Source organism: Mycobacterium sp. IS-836 (genome assembly GCF_001954275.1).
Lineage (GTDB): Bacteria > Actinomycetota > Actinomycetes > Mycobacteriales > Mycobacteriaceae > Mycobacterium.
The window spans coordinates 14,625-30,515 of the sequence record NZ_MBEU01000030.1 but is presented as its reverse complement, the minus strand read 5'-3'; the positions used below and the strand labels follow the sequence as shown (position 1 = coordinate 30,515).

Genomic DNA, 15,891 nt, shown 5'->3' with positions numbered 1-15,891 from the left:
ATGAAGGATGCCAACGTGCCCATCGCCACGATCAACCCGGCCACCGGCGAGACAGTCCAGACCTTCACCCCGGCAACCGACGACGAAGTCCAGGCGGCGATTGCGCGCGCCCACGAGCGGTTCCTCGACTACCGGCACTCCACCACCTTCGCCCAGCGCGCCGAGTGGGCCAACGCCACCGCGGACCTGCTGGAAGCCGAGGCGGACAAGACCGCCGAGATGATGACCCTGGAAATGGGCAAGACGCTGGCTTCGGCCAAGGCCGAGGCGGTCAAGTGCGCCAAGGGTTTTCGCTACTACGCGCAGAACGCCGAGAAACTGCTGGCCGACGAGCCGGCCGACGCGTCGAAGGTCGGCGCGAAGAAGGCGTACACCCGCTATCAGCCGCTCGGGGTGGTGCTGGCCATCATGCCGTGGAACTTTCCGCTGTGGCAGGCCGTTCGCTTCGCCGCGCCGGCGCTGATGGCCGGCAACGTCGGCATCCTCAAGCACGCGTCGAACGTCCCGCAGTGCGCGCTGTATCTCGCCGACGTCATCGCCCGCGGCGGCTTCCCGGAGGGCTGCTTCCAGACGCTGCTGGTTCCCTCCAGCGCCGTGGAGACCATCCTGCGCGATCCCCGCGTCGCGGCGGCCACGCTGACCGGCAGCGAACCGGCGGGCCAGTCGGTCGGCGCCATCGCCGGCGACGAGATCAAACCCACGGTGCTCGAGCTCGGCGGCAGCGACCCGTTCATCGTGATGCCCTCGGCAAACCTCGACGAGGCGGTCAAGACCGCGGTCACCGCCCGGGTTCAAAACAACGGGCAGTCCTGCATCGCGGCCAAGCGCTTCATCGCCCACGCCGACATCTACGACGCGTTCGTCGAGAAATTCGTCGAGCGGATGCAGGGCCTGCGGGTCGGCGACCCGACCGACCCGGACACCGACGTGGGCCCGCTGGCCACCGAGTCGGGCCGCGACGAGGTCGCCAAGCAGGTCGAGGACGCCGCGGCCGCCGGCGCGGTAATCCGTTGCGGCGGAGAGCGTCTCGACCGGCCGGGCTGGTTCTACCCCCCGACGGTGGTCACCGACATCACCAAGGACATGGCGCTCTACACCGAGGAGGTGTTCGGACCGGTCGCCTCGATCTACCGCGTCGAGAGCGTCGACGAAGCCATCGAGATCGCCAACGCCACGACCTTCGGCCTGGGGTCCAACGCCTGGACCGACGACGAGGCCGAGCAGCAGCGCTTCATCGACGGCATCGAGGCCGGCCAGGTCTTCATCAACGGCATGACGGTGTCGTATCCGGAGCTGCCGTTCGGCGGCGTGAAGCGCTCCGGCTACGGCCGCGAACTCGCCGGCCTCGGGATCCGCGAATTCTGCAACGCCAAGACCGTCTGGGTCGGGTGAGCGGCTAGGCCGACGCGCCCGCCAGCGCCTTCTCGTCCTCGTCGGCGAAGGTGTCCTCCAGCTGCACCGGCGAGTAGTCGAGGTCGATCTCGGCGACCGGTCGCCCGCGTGCGCTGTTGATCGTGCCGAACCGTCGCATCCCCTTGTCGGCGGCGTACTGCATGAACTCGTCCACCGACAGGCCGAAGGGCATCGGATCGTAAAGGGCGAAGCCCTCTTCGATGAGGCGCAGCCCGAGCGGCATCAGCTCGTTCATGCGGTTTTCGAAGACCTCCCAATTGGAGTCGTCGGCGGCGACGTGGCGCCGGCAGGTGAAGGTGCCCCACGCCATGTGGCGCCGCTCGTCGTCACCGATGCGCCGGACCAGCTCCTGCATGCCGGGCAGGATGCCGCGTTCCACGCAGATCTTGTGCCAGCCGAAGTAGCCGGTCAGCGCCAGCATGCCCTCGACCATGTGGTTGTAGGTGACGGACGCGCGGACCTGGGCGGCCGGTGAGGGGTCGGTCGTCAGGGCGTTGAGGCAGGCCGGCAGCTCCTCGTAGAAGATAGTGCGGTACGTGGGGACGTCTTCGAGATACTCGTGCAGGTCATCGGTGATGCCGACGGCGTCGAGCCACATCCGGAACACCTGCACGTGCTTGGCCTCCTCGAACGCGAACTGCGTCAGGTACATCTCGTCGCCCAGCCGGCCCTCGGCGCGCATGGCGGCCATGAACGGCTGAATGTCCTCAGTCACCGCCTCCTCGCCGGCGATGAACTCGGCGCACAGCCGGGTGGCGTAGTGGCGCTCGTCGTCGGTCAGCGCCTCCCAGTCCGCGCGATCGCGGGAGAAGTCGATATCGGCCGGATTCCAGAACTTGGCGTTGCCGCCGGCAAACAGCTTGAGCGGCAAGCTGTCCCAGTTGAGCCCGCCCCTAACCATGGAACCTGAACTCGTGCGTGTCATGTGACCTCCTTGATGTGGACGGCTTGAGGGGAGAACGCGGCGGACAGCACCGCGACGAGCCGGCGCACGGCCAGGGCCGGCTGCTCCGGGGTGGGCTCATCGAGCCCGAGGACGGGGTCCAGGCCGCGCATGTACGGAGCTAGCGCGAGGTGCGGAAAGATCAACAGCAGCAAGGACAGCAGCGCGTCGGTGTCGCAATCCGCACGCAGGTCGCCGCGCTTGTGCGCGTCGCGGACGAGCGGACGCATGACATCCAGATAGTGGCGGTGGATGACGTTCTGCACGCTGACGCGGGCCTCCGTGTCGACTTCCAGCGTGGCCGCGGCGTGCAGCGCCCGTTCATGCGGGTGGTCCGCGAAGTAGGCCACCCACGCGTCGAGCCAATCGGTGAGAAAGTCGAAGAACGGCCGGCTCGGGTCGAGCTCACGGATGCGGTCTTCCATGTAGGCGCGCACCCGCTGGCTGCCGATGTCGGCGATGAAAGCGTAGAGGTCGCGCTTGTCGGCGAAGTACTGGAAGAGGCTGCCCTTGGCGACTCCGGCCTTGCGCGCGATGACGTTCAGGCTGCCCCGGGAGAATCCGTGCGCCCCGAACTCGGCTTCCGCGGCTTCGATGACGGCCGCGCGGCGGGCCGGGTCGACTCGTGCCCATGTCACCGTCGGCAATGTGGCCTCCTCGCGTCGATGACCACTGGTCATTCTACGGTGAGCTAGCTCACAGTCAAGGTGTAGGCGGCGACTTTCAGGTTCGAGCGTGACGCCACAGTCACTCTCGAGGCCCAGCGTGACTGCAGCGTCACGCTCGGCGGGGCTCGACGTCAGGGACGCATCGCGTACGCACCGCTGAGCGGCAACACGTGTTCCTTCCAGATCTGGTCGTAGCGGGCGCGGTCGTGGGCCGGACGGCGGATCATCCGCGTCGCGAAGCGGGCCTGGACGTCCGTCGTCGAGGGCTTGTCGTTGAGCTCGACGGCGTAGCCGTTGAAGTCGCGGACCAGCACGGCGAAGATCTCGTCGATCAGCGCGCCGTCCACACCGGACAGCGCCGCCTCCTCGAGGATGAGCTGGGCGTAGGGCACCGTCGCGAACAGTTGACCGACGGCGAACGCGAAGTCAATGTCCTTCTGCTGCACCGCATCCGGGGTGGCGCTGGCGAGCATGTCGGTGAGCACGTCGATCTGCTCGCGCAGCAGCGCGACGTTGGCGAGGTGGGCGAAGCTGTCGAACGACGCGCGCCAGTCGTGGAAGCGCACCTTGCCCAGTCCGCCGGTGGGTCCCTGGGCGAACAGGAACGAGTCGTCGGCCGCATCGTCGCGGCGGCCGATGACGGGGAGCTCGCCATTGGGGGCAAACAGGAAATTGGGCATGAACTTGGCGAGCAGCCCGATGTTGATGTGGACGGTGCCTTCCAGCCGGGGCAGCAGCCCGATCTCGCGGGCCATCGCCTCGAAGATGGTGTCCTTCTCCACCCCCTTGGCGGCGATGACGTCCCACAGCGCGGTGATCACCCGCTCCCCTTCGCTGGTGATCTTCGCCTTGGTCAGCGGGCTGTACAGCAGGTAGCGACGATCCTCGGCCGAGGCGCTGCGCATGTAATCCGACGCGCGGGTGGCCACCAGCTTCATCGCGATCAGGCGCACGTAGGCGTCGATCAGCAACCGCCGCACGTGGCTGAAGTCGGTGACGACGGTCCCGTACAGGTAGCGGTTGGAGGCGTGGGTGACCGCCTCGTACATGGCGTGGGTGCACATGCCGACGGCGCCCCAGCCCAGGTTGTACTTGCAGACGTTGACCGTATTCAGCGCGGCGTGGAAGGCGCCGGGCCCGCGGTGCAGGATGTCGGCCGCGGTCACCGGGTAGTCGCGCAGCGCGTAGTTGGCGACGAAGTTCTGCGAGTTCACCACGTTCTTGATCAGGTCGTAGCGGTCGTGTTGGGAGTCGGCGGCGAAGAACACGTATTCGTCAGAACCGTCGATCTTGCCGAAGGTGGAGACCATCCGCGCGACGTTGGCGTTGCCGATGTAGTACTTCTCGCCGTTGGCGACCCAGCCGTGGTCCGACGGCGTGAGGATCATGTCGGTCTGGTAGACGTCGGCGCCGTGCGTCTGCTCGGACAGGCCGAAGGCGAACACCTCGCCGGCCTCCAGCTGCGCGGCGGCCTTGCGCTTGGCGTCCTCGTTGTCGCTCATCCAGATCGGGCCCAGCCCCAGGGCGGTGACCTGGAACGGATACCAGTAGCTCAGCCCGTAAAAGCCCAGGATCTCGGCGAACTCGCTGATCCGATAGGTGTCCCAGCGGCAGTCGGGCGCGCCGTACGCGGATGGTGTCAGCAGGGACGCGAAGATGCGCTCGCGTCCGACGTGGTCCAGAAAGTCTGAGTACCACGCCCGCTCGTGGTCGTCGTGCTTGAGCCGGGCCTTACCGCGGGATTCGAAAAAGTCGACGGTCGCGGCCATGATCTCGGCCGAGCGACGGTCCGGGTAGCGGCGTTGCAGGCGGTTGGGGTTGAGCAACATGCGCTGGACGGTACTGCACTATCGCGGCGATCGGGGAGCGCCCGGCAAATCGGCACTGTCGGCCGGCCCTCAGCGCATCGCGCGCGTCAGCAGGTAACTCCGTTCGGGCATGCTGCGCGTGCGCTGGGCCGCCCGAAGGTAGTACTCGCGCGCAGCCTCTCGGTCGCCGAGCTCATCGAGCAGATGAGCCCGCACGGCATCGACGCGATGATGTCCACCGAGGGCGGGGTCCGCCGCCACGTCATCGAGTTCGGCGAGGGCGGCGGCCGGACCACGCACCATCGCAATGGCGACGGTTCGGTTGAGCGCGACCATCGGTCCAGGCGCGAGGGCCGCGAGCACGTCATACAAGGCCAGGATCTGCGGCCAGTCGGTCGCGCGGGCGTCAGCGGCCTCGTCGTGCACCGCGGCGATGGCCGCCTGCAGCTGGTAGGGCCCGGGCTTCGCGACTGGCAACGTCGCCTCGATGATCGCGATGCCCTCGGCGATGGCGGTCCGGTCCCACCGGCGGCGGTCCTGCTCGGCCAGCGGAATCAGCGAGCCGTCCGGGCCCGTGCGGGCGCCGCGTCGGGCGTCCGTGAGCAGCATGAGCGCAAGCAACCCGGCGACCTCGCCCTCGTCGGGCAGGCTCACCCGGAGCTGCCGGGTCAACCTGATCGCTTCGGAAGTCAGCTCGACCCGGTTGAGGGCCCGGCCCGACGTCGCGGTGTAGCCCTCGTTGAAGATCAGGTACAGCGTGCGCAGCACCGCGGGCAGTCGCTCGTCGCGCTCGCACGCGGTGGGCATTCGAAACTGTGCGCCCGTATCGCGGATGCGTGCCTTCGCCCGGCTGATGCGCTGCCCGACGGTCGCCTCCGGCAGGAGCAGGGCGCGCGCGATCTCGGCCGTGGTCAGGCCGCCGAGCGCGCGCAGCGTCAGCGCAACCTGTGACGGGACGGCCAGCTCGGGGTGACAGCACAGGAACAGCAGGGCCAACGTGTCGTCGGACTCTGACACTTCGCCCGGCGCGGGCTCGAGCGCATACGCGTCTTCGCGGCGCCGGCGTGCGGCCTCCTTCCGCCAGGTTTCGACCAGCCGCCGCGACGAAGTCGTGATCAGCCAGCCCGTCGGGTTGTTCGGTACGCCGTCGACCGGCCAGCTGACCGCGGCGGCGAGCAGCGCCTCCTGCACGGCGTCCTCGCAGTCGTCGAAGTTGCCATTACGGCGCACGAGCACACCAAGCACGCGTGGAGCGAGCTCGCGCAGCAGGCCGGCGATGGCAGCCTCGCTGGGCGTCACATCTCCCACCCGCTCAAATCGAGCACCGGCCGGACCTCTACGAAACCCCAGACGGCGTCGGGCACCCGCGCCGCGATCGCCAAAGCGCGGTCCTCGCCCTCGCAGTCGACGAGCAGGAAGCCGGCCAGGTGCTCCTTCGCCTCGGCGAACGGCCCGTCACTGATCATGGTCTGGTCGCCCGCGACGGTGACGCGCTTCGCGAGTGCCGGATCCGCAAGACCTTCGCTCGCCACCAGCTCGCCGGACTCGGCGAGCTCGGCGGTCAGCGCGAGGTGGTCTCGGCCGAACCGATCGCGCTGCTCCTTGGGCAGTGCCTGCCAGCGCTCGACGAACTGCGGGTTGCTCTGGATCAAGATCATGTACTTCACGACAACCTCCGGTGAGTTTGGACGAATTCTTGCGCTCCTGTGTCGAAACTGGCTCGCCGGTTTCGTCAACCCGTTAAAGGCTCCGCTTCGTGGAGCCCGGGAGAAGGGATCCAACGATGAAGTCAGACCTCGCCACGACTCGCGGCGCTGCCCTGCTGTCGGAGGTGGTGGACGCCCATGGCGGAGCCGCGCGCTGGGCCAAGGCCCAAACGGTCAGCTCACACGTACAGGTCCGGGGTTTGTTGCCGACGTGGAAGTTCCCGGGTCGGCCACTTGAGGACTACCACTACCGCCAGCAGGTGGATATTCACGGCCTTGGCAACGTGATGCATGGCTTTCCGAGCCCCGAACTCACCTGCACCTTCTCCCACGACGAGGTGCTGGTGGAGGCGCACGGCAACGTCATCGAGCGTCGCACCCAAGCCCGGCGTGGGTTTGGCGGCCTCGGCGCGTTCCGCCGCATCCGATGGTGGGACGTCATCGATTCGGCCTATTTCGTGGGGTACGCGATGTCGAATTACATGTCCCACCCCTACCGCATGACGCAGCCCGGATTTCAGGTGCGGCGCGGCGAGGACTGGCGAGGCGACAACGAGATCTGGCGTCGGCTCGAAGTCGAATACCCACAAGGATTTGACTCGCATTGCCACCGCGAGACCTTCTACATCGATGATCGTGGGCTGATACGCCGCCACGACTACTTACCCGACGTGTTCGCCGAAGCGCGGTTGCTCGCCCGGCTGCTGCCGATCCCGCTGAAGGCCGCGCATTTCACCTGCCGCCACCGCGAGGTCGACGGCCTGATTTTTCCGACCTTTCGCAGGGTGATGCTGGCGGTGCCCGGACATCGACCCATCCCCGGGTTGACGATGATTTGTGCTCAACTCAGCGACATTTCAGTGTCATTTGCTGCAGACGAGGACCAAGTATTGCGCTCCCGTGTCGAAACTGGCGAGCCAGCTTCGACATCCGGTTAAAGGCGCCCGTCGTGGTGCCCACCGAGAAGGGATCACACCATGAAGATCAGCCACGCTGGAACCGAAGTTCACGCCGTCCTCGACAAGTTCGCGGCCGCGCATGCGGCGCATGACGCGGACGGCCTGTTCGCGCTCTATGCCGACGATCTGGTGGCGTATTCGCTCGCGCCGCCACTGCAGCAGGGCCCCGAAACGCCGTACGGCACCGTCGACGGTATTCGCGCCTGGTTCGCGGGATTCGATGGTCCGGTCCAGATCACGTTCCGCGACCCGGTCGTGAGCCAAGACGGCGACCTTGCCTTCGTGCACACCCTCACCCAGATGAGGATGACGCCGGTTGGTCAGGACCAATTGATCACGTTGTGGATCCGCTCGACCTTCGGCCTGCGCCGCATCGATGGTTCGTGGCTCATCACGCACCGACACGACTCGACGCCGTTCTACATGGACGGCTCATACCGCGCGGCCACCGACCTGGAGCCTTGAGCCGCCGCGCCAAACCACTTACCAGAGTCGTTCGAGACGACCTAGCATCACTGTCGTGTCAGAACTCAATACAGCCCGCGGCCCCATCGATACCGCCGATATCGGCGTGACGCTCATGCACGAGCACGTGTTCATCATGACCACTGAGATCGCCCAGAACTATCCGGAAGCCTGGGGCGACGAGGAAAAGCGGGTGGCCGATGCCATCGACCGGCTCAACGAGCTCAAAGCCCGAGGGGTGGACACCATCGTGGACCTCACCGTCATCGGGCTGGGCCGCTACATCCCGCGCATCGCGCGCGTCGCGGCCGCGACCGACCTGAATATCGTTGTGGCGACCGGGCTTTACACCTACAACGATGTCCCGTTCCGCTTCCACTACCTGGGGCCGGGCACGCCGATGGACGGCCCGGAGATCATGACCGACATGTTCGTCCGCGACATCGAGGAGGGCATCGCCGACACCGGCATCAAGGCCGGGATCCTCAAATGTGCCACCGACGAGCCCGGCGTGACCCCGGGCGTGGAGCGCGTGCTGCGCGCCGTCGCGCAGGCGCACAAGCGCACCGGGGTGCCGATCTCGACGCACACCCACGCGGGGATGCGGCGCGGCCTCGAGCAGCAACGCATCTTCGAAGAGGAGGGCGTCGACCTGAGCCGGGTGGTGATCGGCCACTCCGGCGACACCACCGACCTCGACTACCTCGAGGAGCTGATCGGCGCCGGCTCCTACATCGGCATGGACCGATTCGGCATCGACGTGTTCCTGCCGTTCGAGGACCGGGTGAACACGGTGGCACAGATGTGCGAGCGCGGCCACGCCGACAAGATGGTGCTCTCCCACGACGCCAACTGCTACTTCGACGCGATCCCCGAGGAGTTGTTGCCGGTGGCGGCGCCCAACTGGCATTACCTGCACATCCACAACGACGTGATCCCGGCGCTGAAGGAGCGCGGCGTCACCGACGAACAGCTGCACACCATGCTGGTCGACAACCCGCGGCGCATCTTCGAGCGACAGGGCGCCTATTGATGACCGGGCCGGTCCCCCCGATCGGTTCGCAGATATCGGCGCTGGCCGCACTCGCTCCCGACGAGCCCGCGGTCACGTGCGACGGGCTGACCATCACCCGCGCCGAACTCGATCGCTCGACGAACCGACTGGCCCGCGCGTACGCCGAGCGCGGCGTCGGTGTCGGCGACTACGTGACGATGGTGTTGCCCAACTCGATCGAGTGGATCCAGGCGGCGGTGGCGTGCTGGAAGCTGGGCGCGGTGCCCCAGCCGCTGTCCGCGCGGCTGCCGGACGCCGAGCTGCAGGGCCTGCTGGACCTGCGGCCGCCGGCGTTGCTGGTCGGCCGCGAGCACGCCGGCATCCCAAGCGTGCCAACCGGTTTCGTTCCCGACCCGACGTTGTCCGACGCCGTGTTGCCGGAAGCGGTCTCGCCGGTGTGGAAGGCGATGGGCTCGGGCGGCAGCACCGGGCGGCCCAAGCTCATCGAATCCGGCGGCGACAGCCGGATTCCGCCGGCGATTGGCTATCCGCTGGGCGCGCAGGAGGGCGACACCACGCTGGTGCCGATCCCGCTGTCCCACAACACCGGCTTCACCACCGCGACGATCGGGTTGGTGATGGGCCACCACTTGGTGTTGATGAGCCGGTTCGACCCGCACGGGTTCCTCCGGCTGATCGGCGACCATCGCGTCACGTTCCTGACGGTGGTGCCGACGATCATGCAGCGGGCGCTGCCGGTCTACCATGCCGACCCCGGCTCCTATGACCTGTCGTCGATCCGGCGGTTCTGGCACATGGGCGCGCCGTGCCCGCCGGCAATCAAGCAGGCGTGGATCGAGTTGCTGGGCCCCGAAGCCGTCTGGGAACTCTACGGCGGCACCGAATTACAGGCTTTGACGTTCATCTCCGGCGACCAGTGGCTCACCCATCGCGGCTCGGTCGGTGTGGTGGTCGCCGGGGAGATGAAGGTGCTCGACGACGACGGCAACCCCTGCCCGCCCGGGGTGGTCGGCGAGATCTACATGCGGCCCAGCCCGGGCAGCGCGCCGACCTACCGATACATCGGCGTGACGGCGAAGTCGCGTGACGGCTGGGACTCGCTGGGCGACCTCGGTTACTTCGACGAAGACGGATACCTCTACCTGTCGGACCGCCGCGTCGACATGTTCACCGTGGGCGGTCGCAACGTCTATCCGGCCGAAATCGAGAACGCCCTGTCGGCGCACCCGGATGTGTTGTCCTGCCTGGTCGTCGGTGTCCCGGACCCGAACGCCGGCGACCTGGGCCAGGTGCCGTATGCCCTGGTGCACGTCGCCGACGGGTCGGCGCTGGACGAGGTGAGCGTGAAAGAGTTTCTGCGCGAACGCATTTCGTCGTACAAGGTGCCGCACACCGTCGAATTCGTCGGCTCCCCACTGCGCGACGACGCCGGCAAGGCGCGGCGGTCGGCGGTGCGCGCCGAGATCATGGCGCGATCGCGTCCGCCTCAGCGTCTATGACCTTCGCATCCGCCGGTTTCTCGCGTTTCTCCCAGCGCCGCAACGCTTCCCGGCAGGGCGACTCGACCAGCCCGTAGCTGACGGCGGCGATCGCCCAACCGAAGATCAGCGTCAACGCCAACACCTCTACCATCCGCCCGGTGAACGGGAAGGTCCCGATCACGGGGAACACCATGGCCAATGCGGCGAGGTGCCAGATGAAAAGCCCGTAGGACCAGCGCCCCAGCGTGACCATGGCGGTGGTGCCCAGCACCCGGTGTGGCGTATCGGGCCGGTCCAGCACCAACGGCGCGACCAGTGCGAAAGCCACGAGGGAACCCGCCGCCGTCTTCACCGCGAACTGCGTGGCGGTACCCGGAATCAACCCCTCGGGGCCGGCCAGCGGGGAGGCCGCGACCAGGTACGCCAGCGCGGCGATCACGGCCATCAGCACGCGGCGTCGTGCCAGCCGATGCGCCAACCCGACCCCGCTATAGACCAATTCCGCCAGCAGCATGCCCGCGGCGAACCACGAGAAGAACGCGGGCGGCCAGTTCAGCGGATTGACGCCCGAACCCGCATGCGCGAACGGCACCCAGCCCCACGCCCAGCTGAGCGCGCCGAACGCGGCGATCACCGGTATGCGGGCGCGGACCGGGATGCGTCGGGCCAGCAGCGCGAGGATCGGCAACGCCAGGTAGAAGCCGACCTCGACCGAGAGGCTCCACATCTGCGTCAGGCCGCCGGTCAGGGTGAGCGGCACGTAGATCTGGGTAAGGGTCAGGTTCGCCAGCCACACCGTCGGGCTGGCGTGATCGGAGTCGGGCAGCAGGCACAGGATCACGACCACCGCGACGAGATATGCGGGCATGATGCGGACCACCCTCGATCGCAGGTAGTGGCCGGTGCGCGGGCGCGATCCCCGATCCCGTGCGGCGGCCGCATGGCCACGCCACAGCAGAAAGCCAGACAAGGCGAAGAACACCGCCACTGCCAGGTCGAAGCGACCGAACAACCTGCCAGTGACACCGCTCGAATGGCCTGTCTGGAAGGCGACGTGCGTGACGACCACACCCATGGCCGCGCATGCGCGCATACCCTCCACGGCGGGCAGGAAGCTGCGGACGCCACCCACCTGCTGGTCATCGTTCACGTTGACAGTCTGCCTGTCGCTAGGTTCGTAAGCCGAGACCTTAAATTCTGCTGTTAGGGTCAAACGGGTTTGCCGCTGCTTGGTCAGGCCAGAGGGGGCGGCCGAAGAGTCTGAGAACTTTGAGGACCACTAGGAGGACACAGCAACGTGAACCGAGCAGTCATGTTGCGGTTCGCCGCATGCGGGATCATCGGACTCGGAGCCGCCTTGCTGATCGCCGCCCTGCTGCTGTCGACCTACACCAGCAGCAGGATCACCAAGGTCCCGCTCAATCTCGACGCCAACTTGATCAGCGACGGCAACGGCACCGCGCTCGACTCGGCGTCCTTGTCCAGCGATCACCTCGTCGTCAACCAGAACGTGCCGCTGGTGTCCCAGCAGCAGGTCAGCGTCGAATCCCCGGCCAACGCCGACGTGGTCACGCTGCAGGTCGGCACGTCGGTTCGGCGCACCGACAAGCAAAAGGACAGCGGACTGCTGCTGGCGATCGTCGACACCGTCACCCTCAACCGCAGGACCGCGCTGGCGGTCTCGGACGACACCCACACCGGCGGCTCGGTGCAGAAGCCGCGCTCCTTCAGTGACGAGAACCCGCCCACCGCGATCCCGCTGCGGCACGACGGGCTGTCCTACCGATTCCCGTTCCACACCGAGAAGAAGACCTACCCCTACTTCGACCCGATCGCGCAGAAGGCCTTCGACGTCAACTACGAAAGCCAGGAAGACGTCAACGGCCTGACCACCTACCGCTTCACGCAGAACGTCGGCTACAACCCGGACGGCAAGCTGACGGCTCCGGTGAAGTACCCGTCGCTCTACGCCGGCGACGAGGACGGCAAGGTCACCACGTCCGCGGCGATGTGGGGGGTGGGCGGCGATCCGGCCGAGCAGGTCACCATGACGCGCTACTACGCCGCACAGCGGACGTTCTGGGTGGACCCAGTGTCGGGCACCATCGTCAAGCAGACCGAGCACGCCAACCACTACTTCGCGCGTGATCCGCTGAAGCCCGAGGTGACGCTGGCCGACTACCGCGTCACCTCGACCGAAGACACCGTCGAGGCCCAGGTCAACGCGGCCCGCGACGAACGCGACCGGCTGGCCCTGTGGTCGCGGGTGCTGCCGATCACCTTCACCGCGGTCGGTTTGATCGCGCTGATCGGCGGCGGATTGCTCGCCTCGTTCAGCCTGCGCACCGAAAGCGCGCTCACCGACCCCGGCCTGGACCGCGCCGATCAGGACTTCTTCGGCCGCACCGGGCTGGAGGAACCGGTGCCCGGCGCCGAGGCCGAGACGGAGAAGCTGCCCACCCAGCGGCCCGCCGCCCGCCCGGACGCGGCGGAGCCGGGATCGGAACCGCCGGCATCGGAGGAGCCACCCGATGCCGGGCCGCCGGAACCCCCGGTCCCGCCCGAACGGCCCTAACTTCCCGACGTGCGTTGGACCCGGCCGGGGTATGCGCTGGCCTTGGCGCTCCTGGTGGCTGGGCCGCTGCTGAAGCCCGGATACCTGCTGCTGCGCGACGCGGTGTCGACGCCGCGGTCCTACCTGTCCGACAGCGCGCTGGGTTTGACGGCGGCGCCGCGGGCGACGCCGCAAGATTTTGCGGTGGCGCTGGCCTCGCACGTGGTCGACGGCGGCGTGGTGGTAAAGGCGCTGCTCGTCGCGGGGCTGTGGCTCGCGGGATGGGGTGCGGCCCGGCTCGTTGAGACCGCACTGCCCGACGCGGGCGCTGCCGGGCAGTTCGTCGCGATTACGTTGGCGATCTGGAATCCCTATGTCGCCGAACGGCTTTTGCAGGGCCACTGGAGCCTGCTGGTCGGCTACGGCTGCCTGCCCTGGGTCGCGACGGCAATGCTGAGGGTTCGCTTCGTCGGCGGCGCCGCCTTCGGTTTGATCTTCTGGATCGCGCTGGCCGGGCTGACGCCCACCGGGTTGATGTTGGCCGCGACGGTCGGGCTCGTCTGCGTGGCCGCACCCGGTCCCGGCTGGCCGCGCTGGGTCTGCGCCGCAACGACTTTGGCTGTCGCGGCGGTGGCCGCGCTGCCCTGGCTGACCGCGTCCGCGCTGGGCTCGCCGTGGGGCGCGCAAAATGCGCTCGGGGTCACCGCGTTCGCGCCGCGCGCCGAGCCCGGTCTCGGCACGCTCTTCAGTCTGGCCAGTCTGGGTGGTATCTGGAACGGCGAAGCCGTACCCGCTTCGCGGACAACGCTTTTCGCGGTGTCCTCGGCGGCTGTGCTGCTGGGGATCGTGGTGGCCGGGCTGTCGGCGGTGGCGCGCCGGCGGGCGATCGCGCCGCTGCTGGTGCTGGCGGCGGTGTCGGTGCTGGTGCCCGCCGCGCTGGCGACCGGTCCAGGCCTGCACGCGCTGCGCGCGGTGATCGATGCCGCGCCCGGGTTCGGGGTGCTGCGCGACGGGCAGAAGTGGGTGGGGCTTGCCCTGCCCGGATACGCGCTGGCGGGTGCCGGCTCGGTGGTGACCCTGCGCCGGTGGCTGCGGCCGGCGCAGGGGGCGCTGGTCTGCTGCCTCGCGCTCATCCTGGCGCTGCCCGACCTGGCCTGGGGCGTGTGGGGCAGGGTCGAGCCGGTGCGCTACCCGCCCGGCTGGGCCGCGGTGGCGTCGGCGATCAACGCCGACCCGCGGACCGTCGCCGTACTGCCCGCCGGCACCATGCGCCGCTTCCCTTGGTCCGGCCCGGCGCCGGTGCTCGATCCGCTGCCCCGCTGGGTGCGCGCCGACGTGCTGATGACCGGTGACCTGGCCATCTCCGGGGTGACGGTTCCCGGCGAGGGCAACCACGCCCGGGCGGTGCAGCAGTTGCTGCTGGCGGGGCCGGATCGTGCCGCGGTGGCCGCGGGCGGCGTCGGGTGGTTGGTCGTCGAATCGGACAGCGCCGGTGACATGGGCGCGTCCGCCCGCACCCTCGGCGCGCTGACACCGGTCTTCCGCGACGACGAACTCGCCCTGTATCGGATCGGCGGCGACACCGCCGGTGTGTCCGCCGGTCGCCGCCGGGCGGCCGTGATCGCGCATCTGGGTTGGCTGGCGTTGCTGATCGTCGGCTCCGCCGGCGCTGGGGTCCGCCGAGTCAGACGACGCCGCTGACGAACTCGCCGGCGCGCACCGCTTCGAGCACGGTGCGCATCGCATCGGCACTTTGCGTCCAGGAGAATTCGCCGCTGCGCGTTTGCGCCTTGGCGCCTAGCTGGTCACGCAGCACGGGATCGCAGAGCAGCCGCTCGAGCCGATCCACCAGCTCGGCCCGAGTGTCCACCAACACCCCGGTCACGCCGTCCACGATCGAGTCGGACAGCCCGCCGGAGGATCGGTAGCCGATGGTGGGCACCCGGTGCTGGGCCGCCTCGACCACCGCCAGGCCCCAGCCCTCCTTGCGCGACGGCAGCACGTGCACCCAAGAGCGTTGCAGCACATGGTGTTTGGTCACGTCGTCGACGTGGCCGTGGAAGGTCACCGCGCCGGAAAGGCCGAGCGCGTGCGCGTGGTCGACCAGTCGCTCCCGCCACCAGCCGTCGCCGACGATGTCGAGATGCAGGCCCGGTACCCGCGGCCGCAGGGCGGCGACGACGTTCAGCGCATCCTCGATCTGCTTGTGCGGCACCAGCCGCGACAGCACCACGACCCGCGGCGCGTCCGCGCGGGGGCCGGACAACGACTGCGGCGGCGCCTCGTCGAGGCCGTTGCGCACCACCGCGATGCGCTCGTTGTCCACCCCTAGGGCGACCAGATCGCGGGCCGAGGGCAGCGACACCGTCACGTACTGGTTGCTCCGGTTCACCCTGGGCGACAGCGTCGACTCGACGAACCAGCCCAGCCGGCCCAGCACCGGCCCGGCCACCGGCCACTGCTCGCGATGGCAGTGGTGCACCAGCACCACCACCCTGCGGCCGTAGAGCAGCCGGGCAAGGAACGGCAGGCCGTTCTGGGTATCGACGACCACGTCTGGGCGCACCCGGCGGAGCGGACCGAGCCCTAGCCGGGCCAGCGCCATGGCCAGCAGCGCCCACAGATACACCGAGTAGCGGCCACCCGCGCGGCTGATCCGCACGCCGTCGACAACCTCATGGCGCGGCGCGTCCGGATAGCGGGCGGTGCGGAGTGTGACGGCTACTCCCGAGGCGGCCAGCTGCGCTCCGATGCGCTGCAGGTAGGCCTCGCTGCCGCCGCCCTGCGGGTGGCCGGTGTCGCGCCAGCACAGCAGCAGCACGGAGCGGAGGGCAGACATTACCGGTCAGCCTAGCCTGGCGACGACGCTGCGTAGGGTA

General features: G+C 68.4%; 14 protein-coding genes. 7 read left to right on the top strand and 7 right to left on the bottom strand.

Going from position 1 to position 15,891, the window contains the following annotated elements:
• The first annotated feature begins 15 nt into the window (after nucleotides 1–15).
• A complete protein-coding gene (locus A5747_RS09885) occupies nucleotides 16–1,392 on the top strand; it encodes an NADP-dependent succinic semialdehyde dehydrogenase (protein ID WP_076123697.1) in 1,377 nt (458 codons plus the stop codon).
• A 4-nt stretch (nucleotides 1,393–1,396) separates the two neighbouring features.
• On the opposite strand, the gene A5747_RS09880 is transcribed toward A5747_RS09885, so the two are convergent.
• The 5 genes from A5747_RS09880 to A5747_RS09860 all read right to left on the bottom strand — a co-directional run bounded on the left by A5747_RS09880 (nucleotide 1,397) and on the right by A5747_RS09860 (nucleotide 6,490).
• A complete protein-coding gene (locus A5747_RS09880) occupies nucleotides 1,397–2,338 on the bottom strand; it encodes a R2-like ligand-binding oxidase (protein ID WP_076058256.1) in 942 nt (313 codons plus the stop codon).
• The gene (locus A5747_RS09875; protein ID WP_076123696.1) at nucleotides 2,335–3,003 is read right to left on the bottom strand and encodes a TetR/AcrR family transcriptional regulator; all 669 of its coding nucleotides are present in this window, start codon (nucleotides 3,001–3,003) and stop codon (nucleotides 2,335–2,337) included. Before A5747_RS09875 ends, A5747_RS09880 begins: the two co-directional genes overlap by 4 nt.
• A 152-nt stretch (nucleotides 3,004–3,155) precedes the next feature.
• Nucleotides 3,156–4,853: an acyl-CoA dehydrogenase family protein gene (locus tag A5747_RS09870; RefSeq protein ID WP_076123631.1), complete on the bottom strand. Its 1,698-nt coding sequence runs from the start codon at nucleotides 4,851–4,853 to the stop codon at nucleotides 3,156–3,158.
• A gap of 69 nt (nucleotides 4,854–4,922) precedes the next feature.
• Nucleotides 4,923–6,131 carry an RNA polymerase sigma factor gene (locus tag A5747_RS09865; protein WP_198938162.1) on the bottom strand — a complete coding sequence of 403 codons (1,209 nt, stop codon included), beginning with the start codon at nucleotides 6,129–6,131 and terminating at the stop codon, nucleotides 4,923–4,925.
• On the bottom strand, nucleotides 6,128–6,490 hold the full coding sequence (locus tag A5747_RS09860) for a YciI family protein (RefSeq protein ID WP_217695717.1): 363 nt from the start codon (nucleotides 6,488–6,490) through the stop codon (nucleotides 6,128–6,130). Before A5747_RS09860 ends, A5747_RS09865 begins: the two co-directional genes overlap by 4 nt.
• Before the next feature lie 125 nt (nucleotides 6,491–6,615).
• Between A5747_RS09860 and A5747_RS09855 the strand changes: the two genes are divergently transcribed.
• The 4 genes from A5747_RS09855 to A5747_RS09840 are packed head-to-tail and all read left to right on the top strand — an operon-like array spanning nucleotide 6,616 to nucleotide 10,476.
• Nucleotides 6,616–7,476 carry a hypothetical protein gene (locus A5747_RS09855; RefSeq protein WP_076123629.1) on the top strand — a complete coding sequence of 287 codons (861 nt, stop codon included), beginning with the start codon at nucleotides 6,616–6,618 and terminating at the stop codon, nucleotides 7,474–7,476.
• A gap of 39 nt (nucleotides 7,477–7,515) precedes the next feature.
• Complete coding sequence (locus A5747_RS09850; protein ID WP_076123628.1) at nucleotides 7,516–7,962, top strand: nuclear transport factor 2 family protein; 447 nt, start codon at nucleotides 7,516–7,518, stop codon at nucleotides 7,960–7,962.
• A 55-nt stretch (nucleotides 7,963–8,017) separates the two neighbouring features.
• On the top strand, nucleotides 8,018–8,995 hold the full coding sequence (locus tag A5747_RS09845) for a phosphotriesterase-related protein (RefSeq protein WP_076123627.1): 978 nt from the start codon (nucleotides 8,018–8,020) through the stop codon (nucleotides 8,993–8,995).
• Nucleotides 8,995–10,476, top strand: coding sequence for an AMP-binding protein (locus A5747_RS09840; RefSeq protein WP_076123626.1), 1,482 nt, complete (start codon nucleotides 8,995–8,997; stop codon nucleotides 10,474–10,476). Before A5747_RS09845 ends, A5747_RS09840 begins: the two co-directional genes overlap by 1 nt.
• On the opposite strand, the gene A5747_RS09835 is transcribed toward A5747_RS09840, so the two are convergent.
• Entirely contained in the window at nucleotides 10,442–11,551 is a 1,110-nt protein-coding gene (locus A5747_RS09835; protein ID WP_369805047.1) for an acyltransferase family protein, read from the bottom strand. The genes A5747_RS09840 and A5747_RS09835 overlap by 35 nt on opposite strands.
• A gap of 204 nt (nucleotides 11,552–11,755) precedes the next feature.
• On the opposite strand from A5747_RS09835, the gene A5747_RS09830 reads away from it, so the two are divergent.
• Nucleotides 11,756–13,033 carry a DUF3068 domain-containing protein gene (locus tag A5747_RS09830; protein WP_139333056.1) on the top strand — a complete coding sequence of 426 codons (1,278 nt, stop codon included), beginning with the start codon at nucleotides 11,756–11,758 and terminating at the stop codon, nucleotides 13,031–13,033.
• Nucleotides 13,034–13,042: 9 nt separating this feature from the next.
• On the top strand, nucleotides 13,043–14,713 hold the full coding sequence (locus A5747_RS09825) for a hypothetical protein (protein WP_076123624.1): 1,671 nt from the start codon (nucleotides 13,043–13,045) through the stop codon (nucleotides 14,711–14,713).
• Here the strand turns inward: A5747_RS09825 and A5747_RS09820 are convergent.
• A complete protein-coding gene (locus tag A5747_RS09820) occupies nucleotides 14,697–15,851 on the bottom strand; it encodes a glycosyltransferase family 4 protein (protein ID WP_076123623.1) in 1,155 nt (384 codons plus the stop codon). The genes A5747_RS09825 and A5747_RS09820 overlap by 17 nt on opposite strands.
• Between the last annotated feature and the right edge of the window lie 40 nt (nucleotides 15,852–15,891).

Coding starts and splice junctions, on each gene's coding strand:
- A5747_RS09880 (WP_076058256.1), bottom strand. CDS start 2,338: ATGACACGCACGAGTTCAGGTTCCATGGTTAGGGGCGGGCTCAACTGG.
- A5747_RS09820 (WP_076123623.1), bottom strand. CDS start 15,851: ATGTCTGCCCTCCGCTCCGTGCTGCTGCTGTGCTGGCGCGACACCGGC.
- A5747_RS09870 (WP_076123631.1), bottom strand. CDS start 4,853: ATGTTGCTCAACCCCAACCGCCTGCAACGCCGCTACCCGGACCGTCGC.
- A5747_RS09855 (WP_076123629.1), top strand. CDS start 6,616: ATGAAGTCAGACCTCGCCACGACTCGCGGCGCTGCCCTGCTGTCGGAG.
- A5747_RS09835 (WP_369805047.1), bottom strand. CDS start 11,551: ATGCGCGCATGCGCGGCCATGGGTGTGGTCGTCACGCACGTCGCCTTC.
- A5747_RS09850 (WP_076123628.1), top strand. CDS start 7,516: ATGAAGATCAGCCACGCTGGAACCGAAGTTCACGCCGTCCTCGACAAG.
- A5747_RS09860 (WP_217695717.1), bottom strand. CDS start 6,490: ATGATCTTGATCCAGAGCAACCCGCAGTTCGTCGAGCGCTGGCAGGCA.
- A5747_RS09840 (WP_076123626.1), top strand. CDS start 8,995: ATGACCGGGCCGGTCCCCCCGATCGGTTCGCAGATATCGGCGCTGGCC.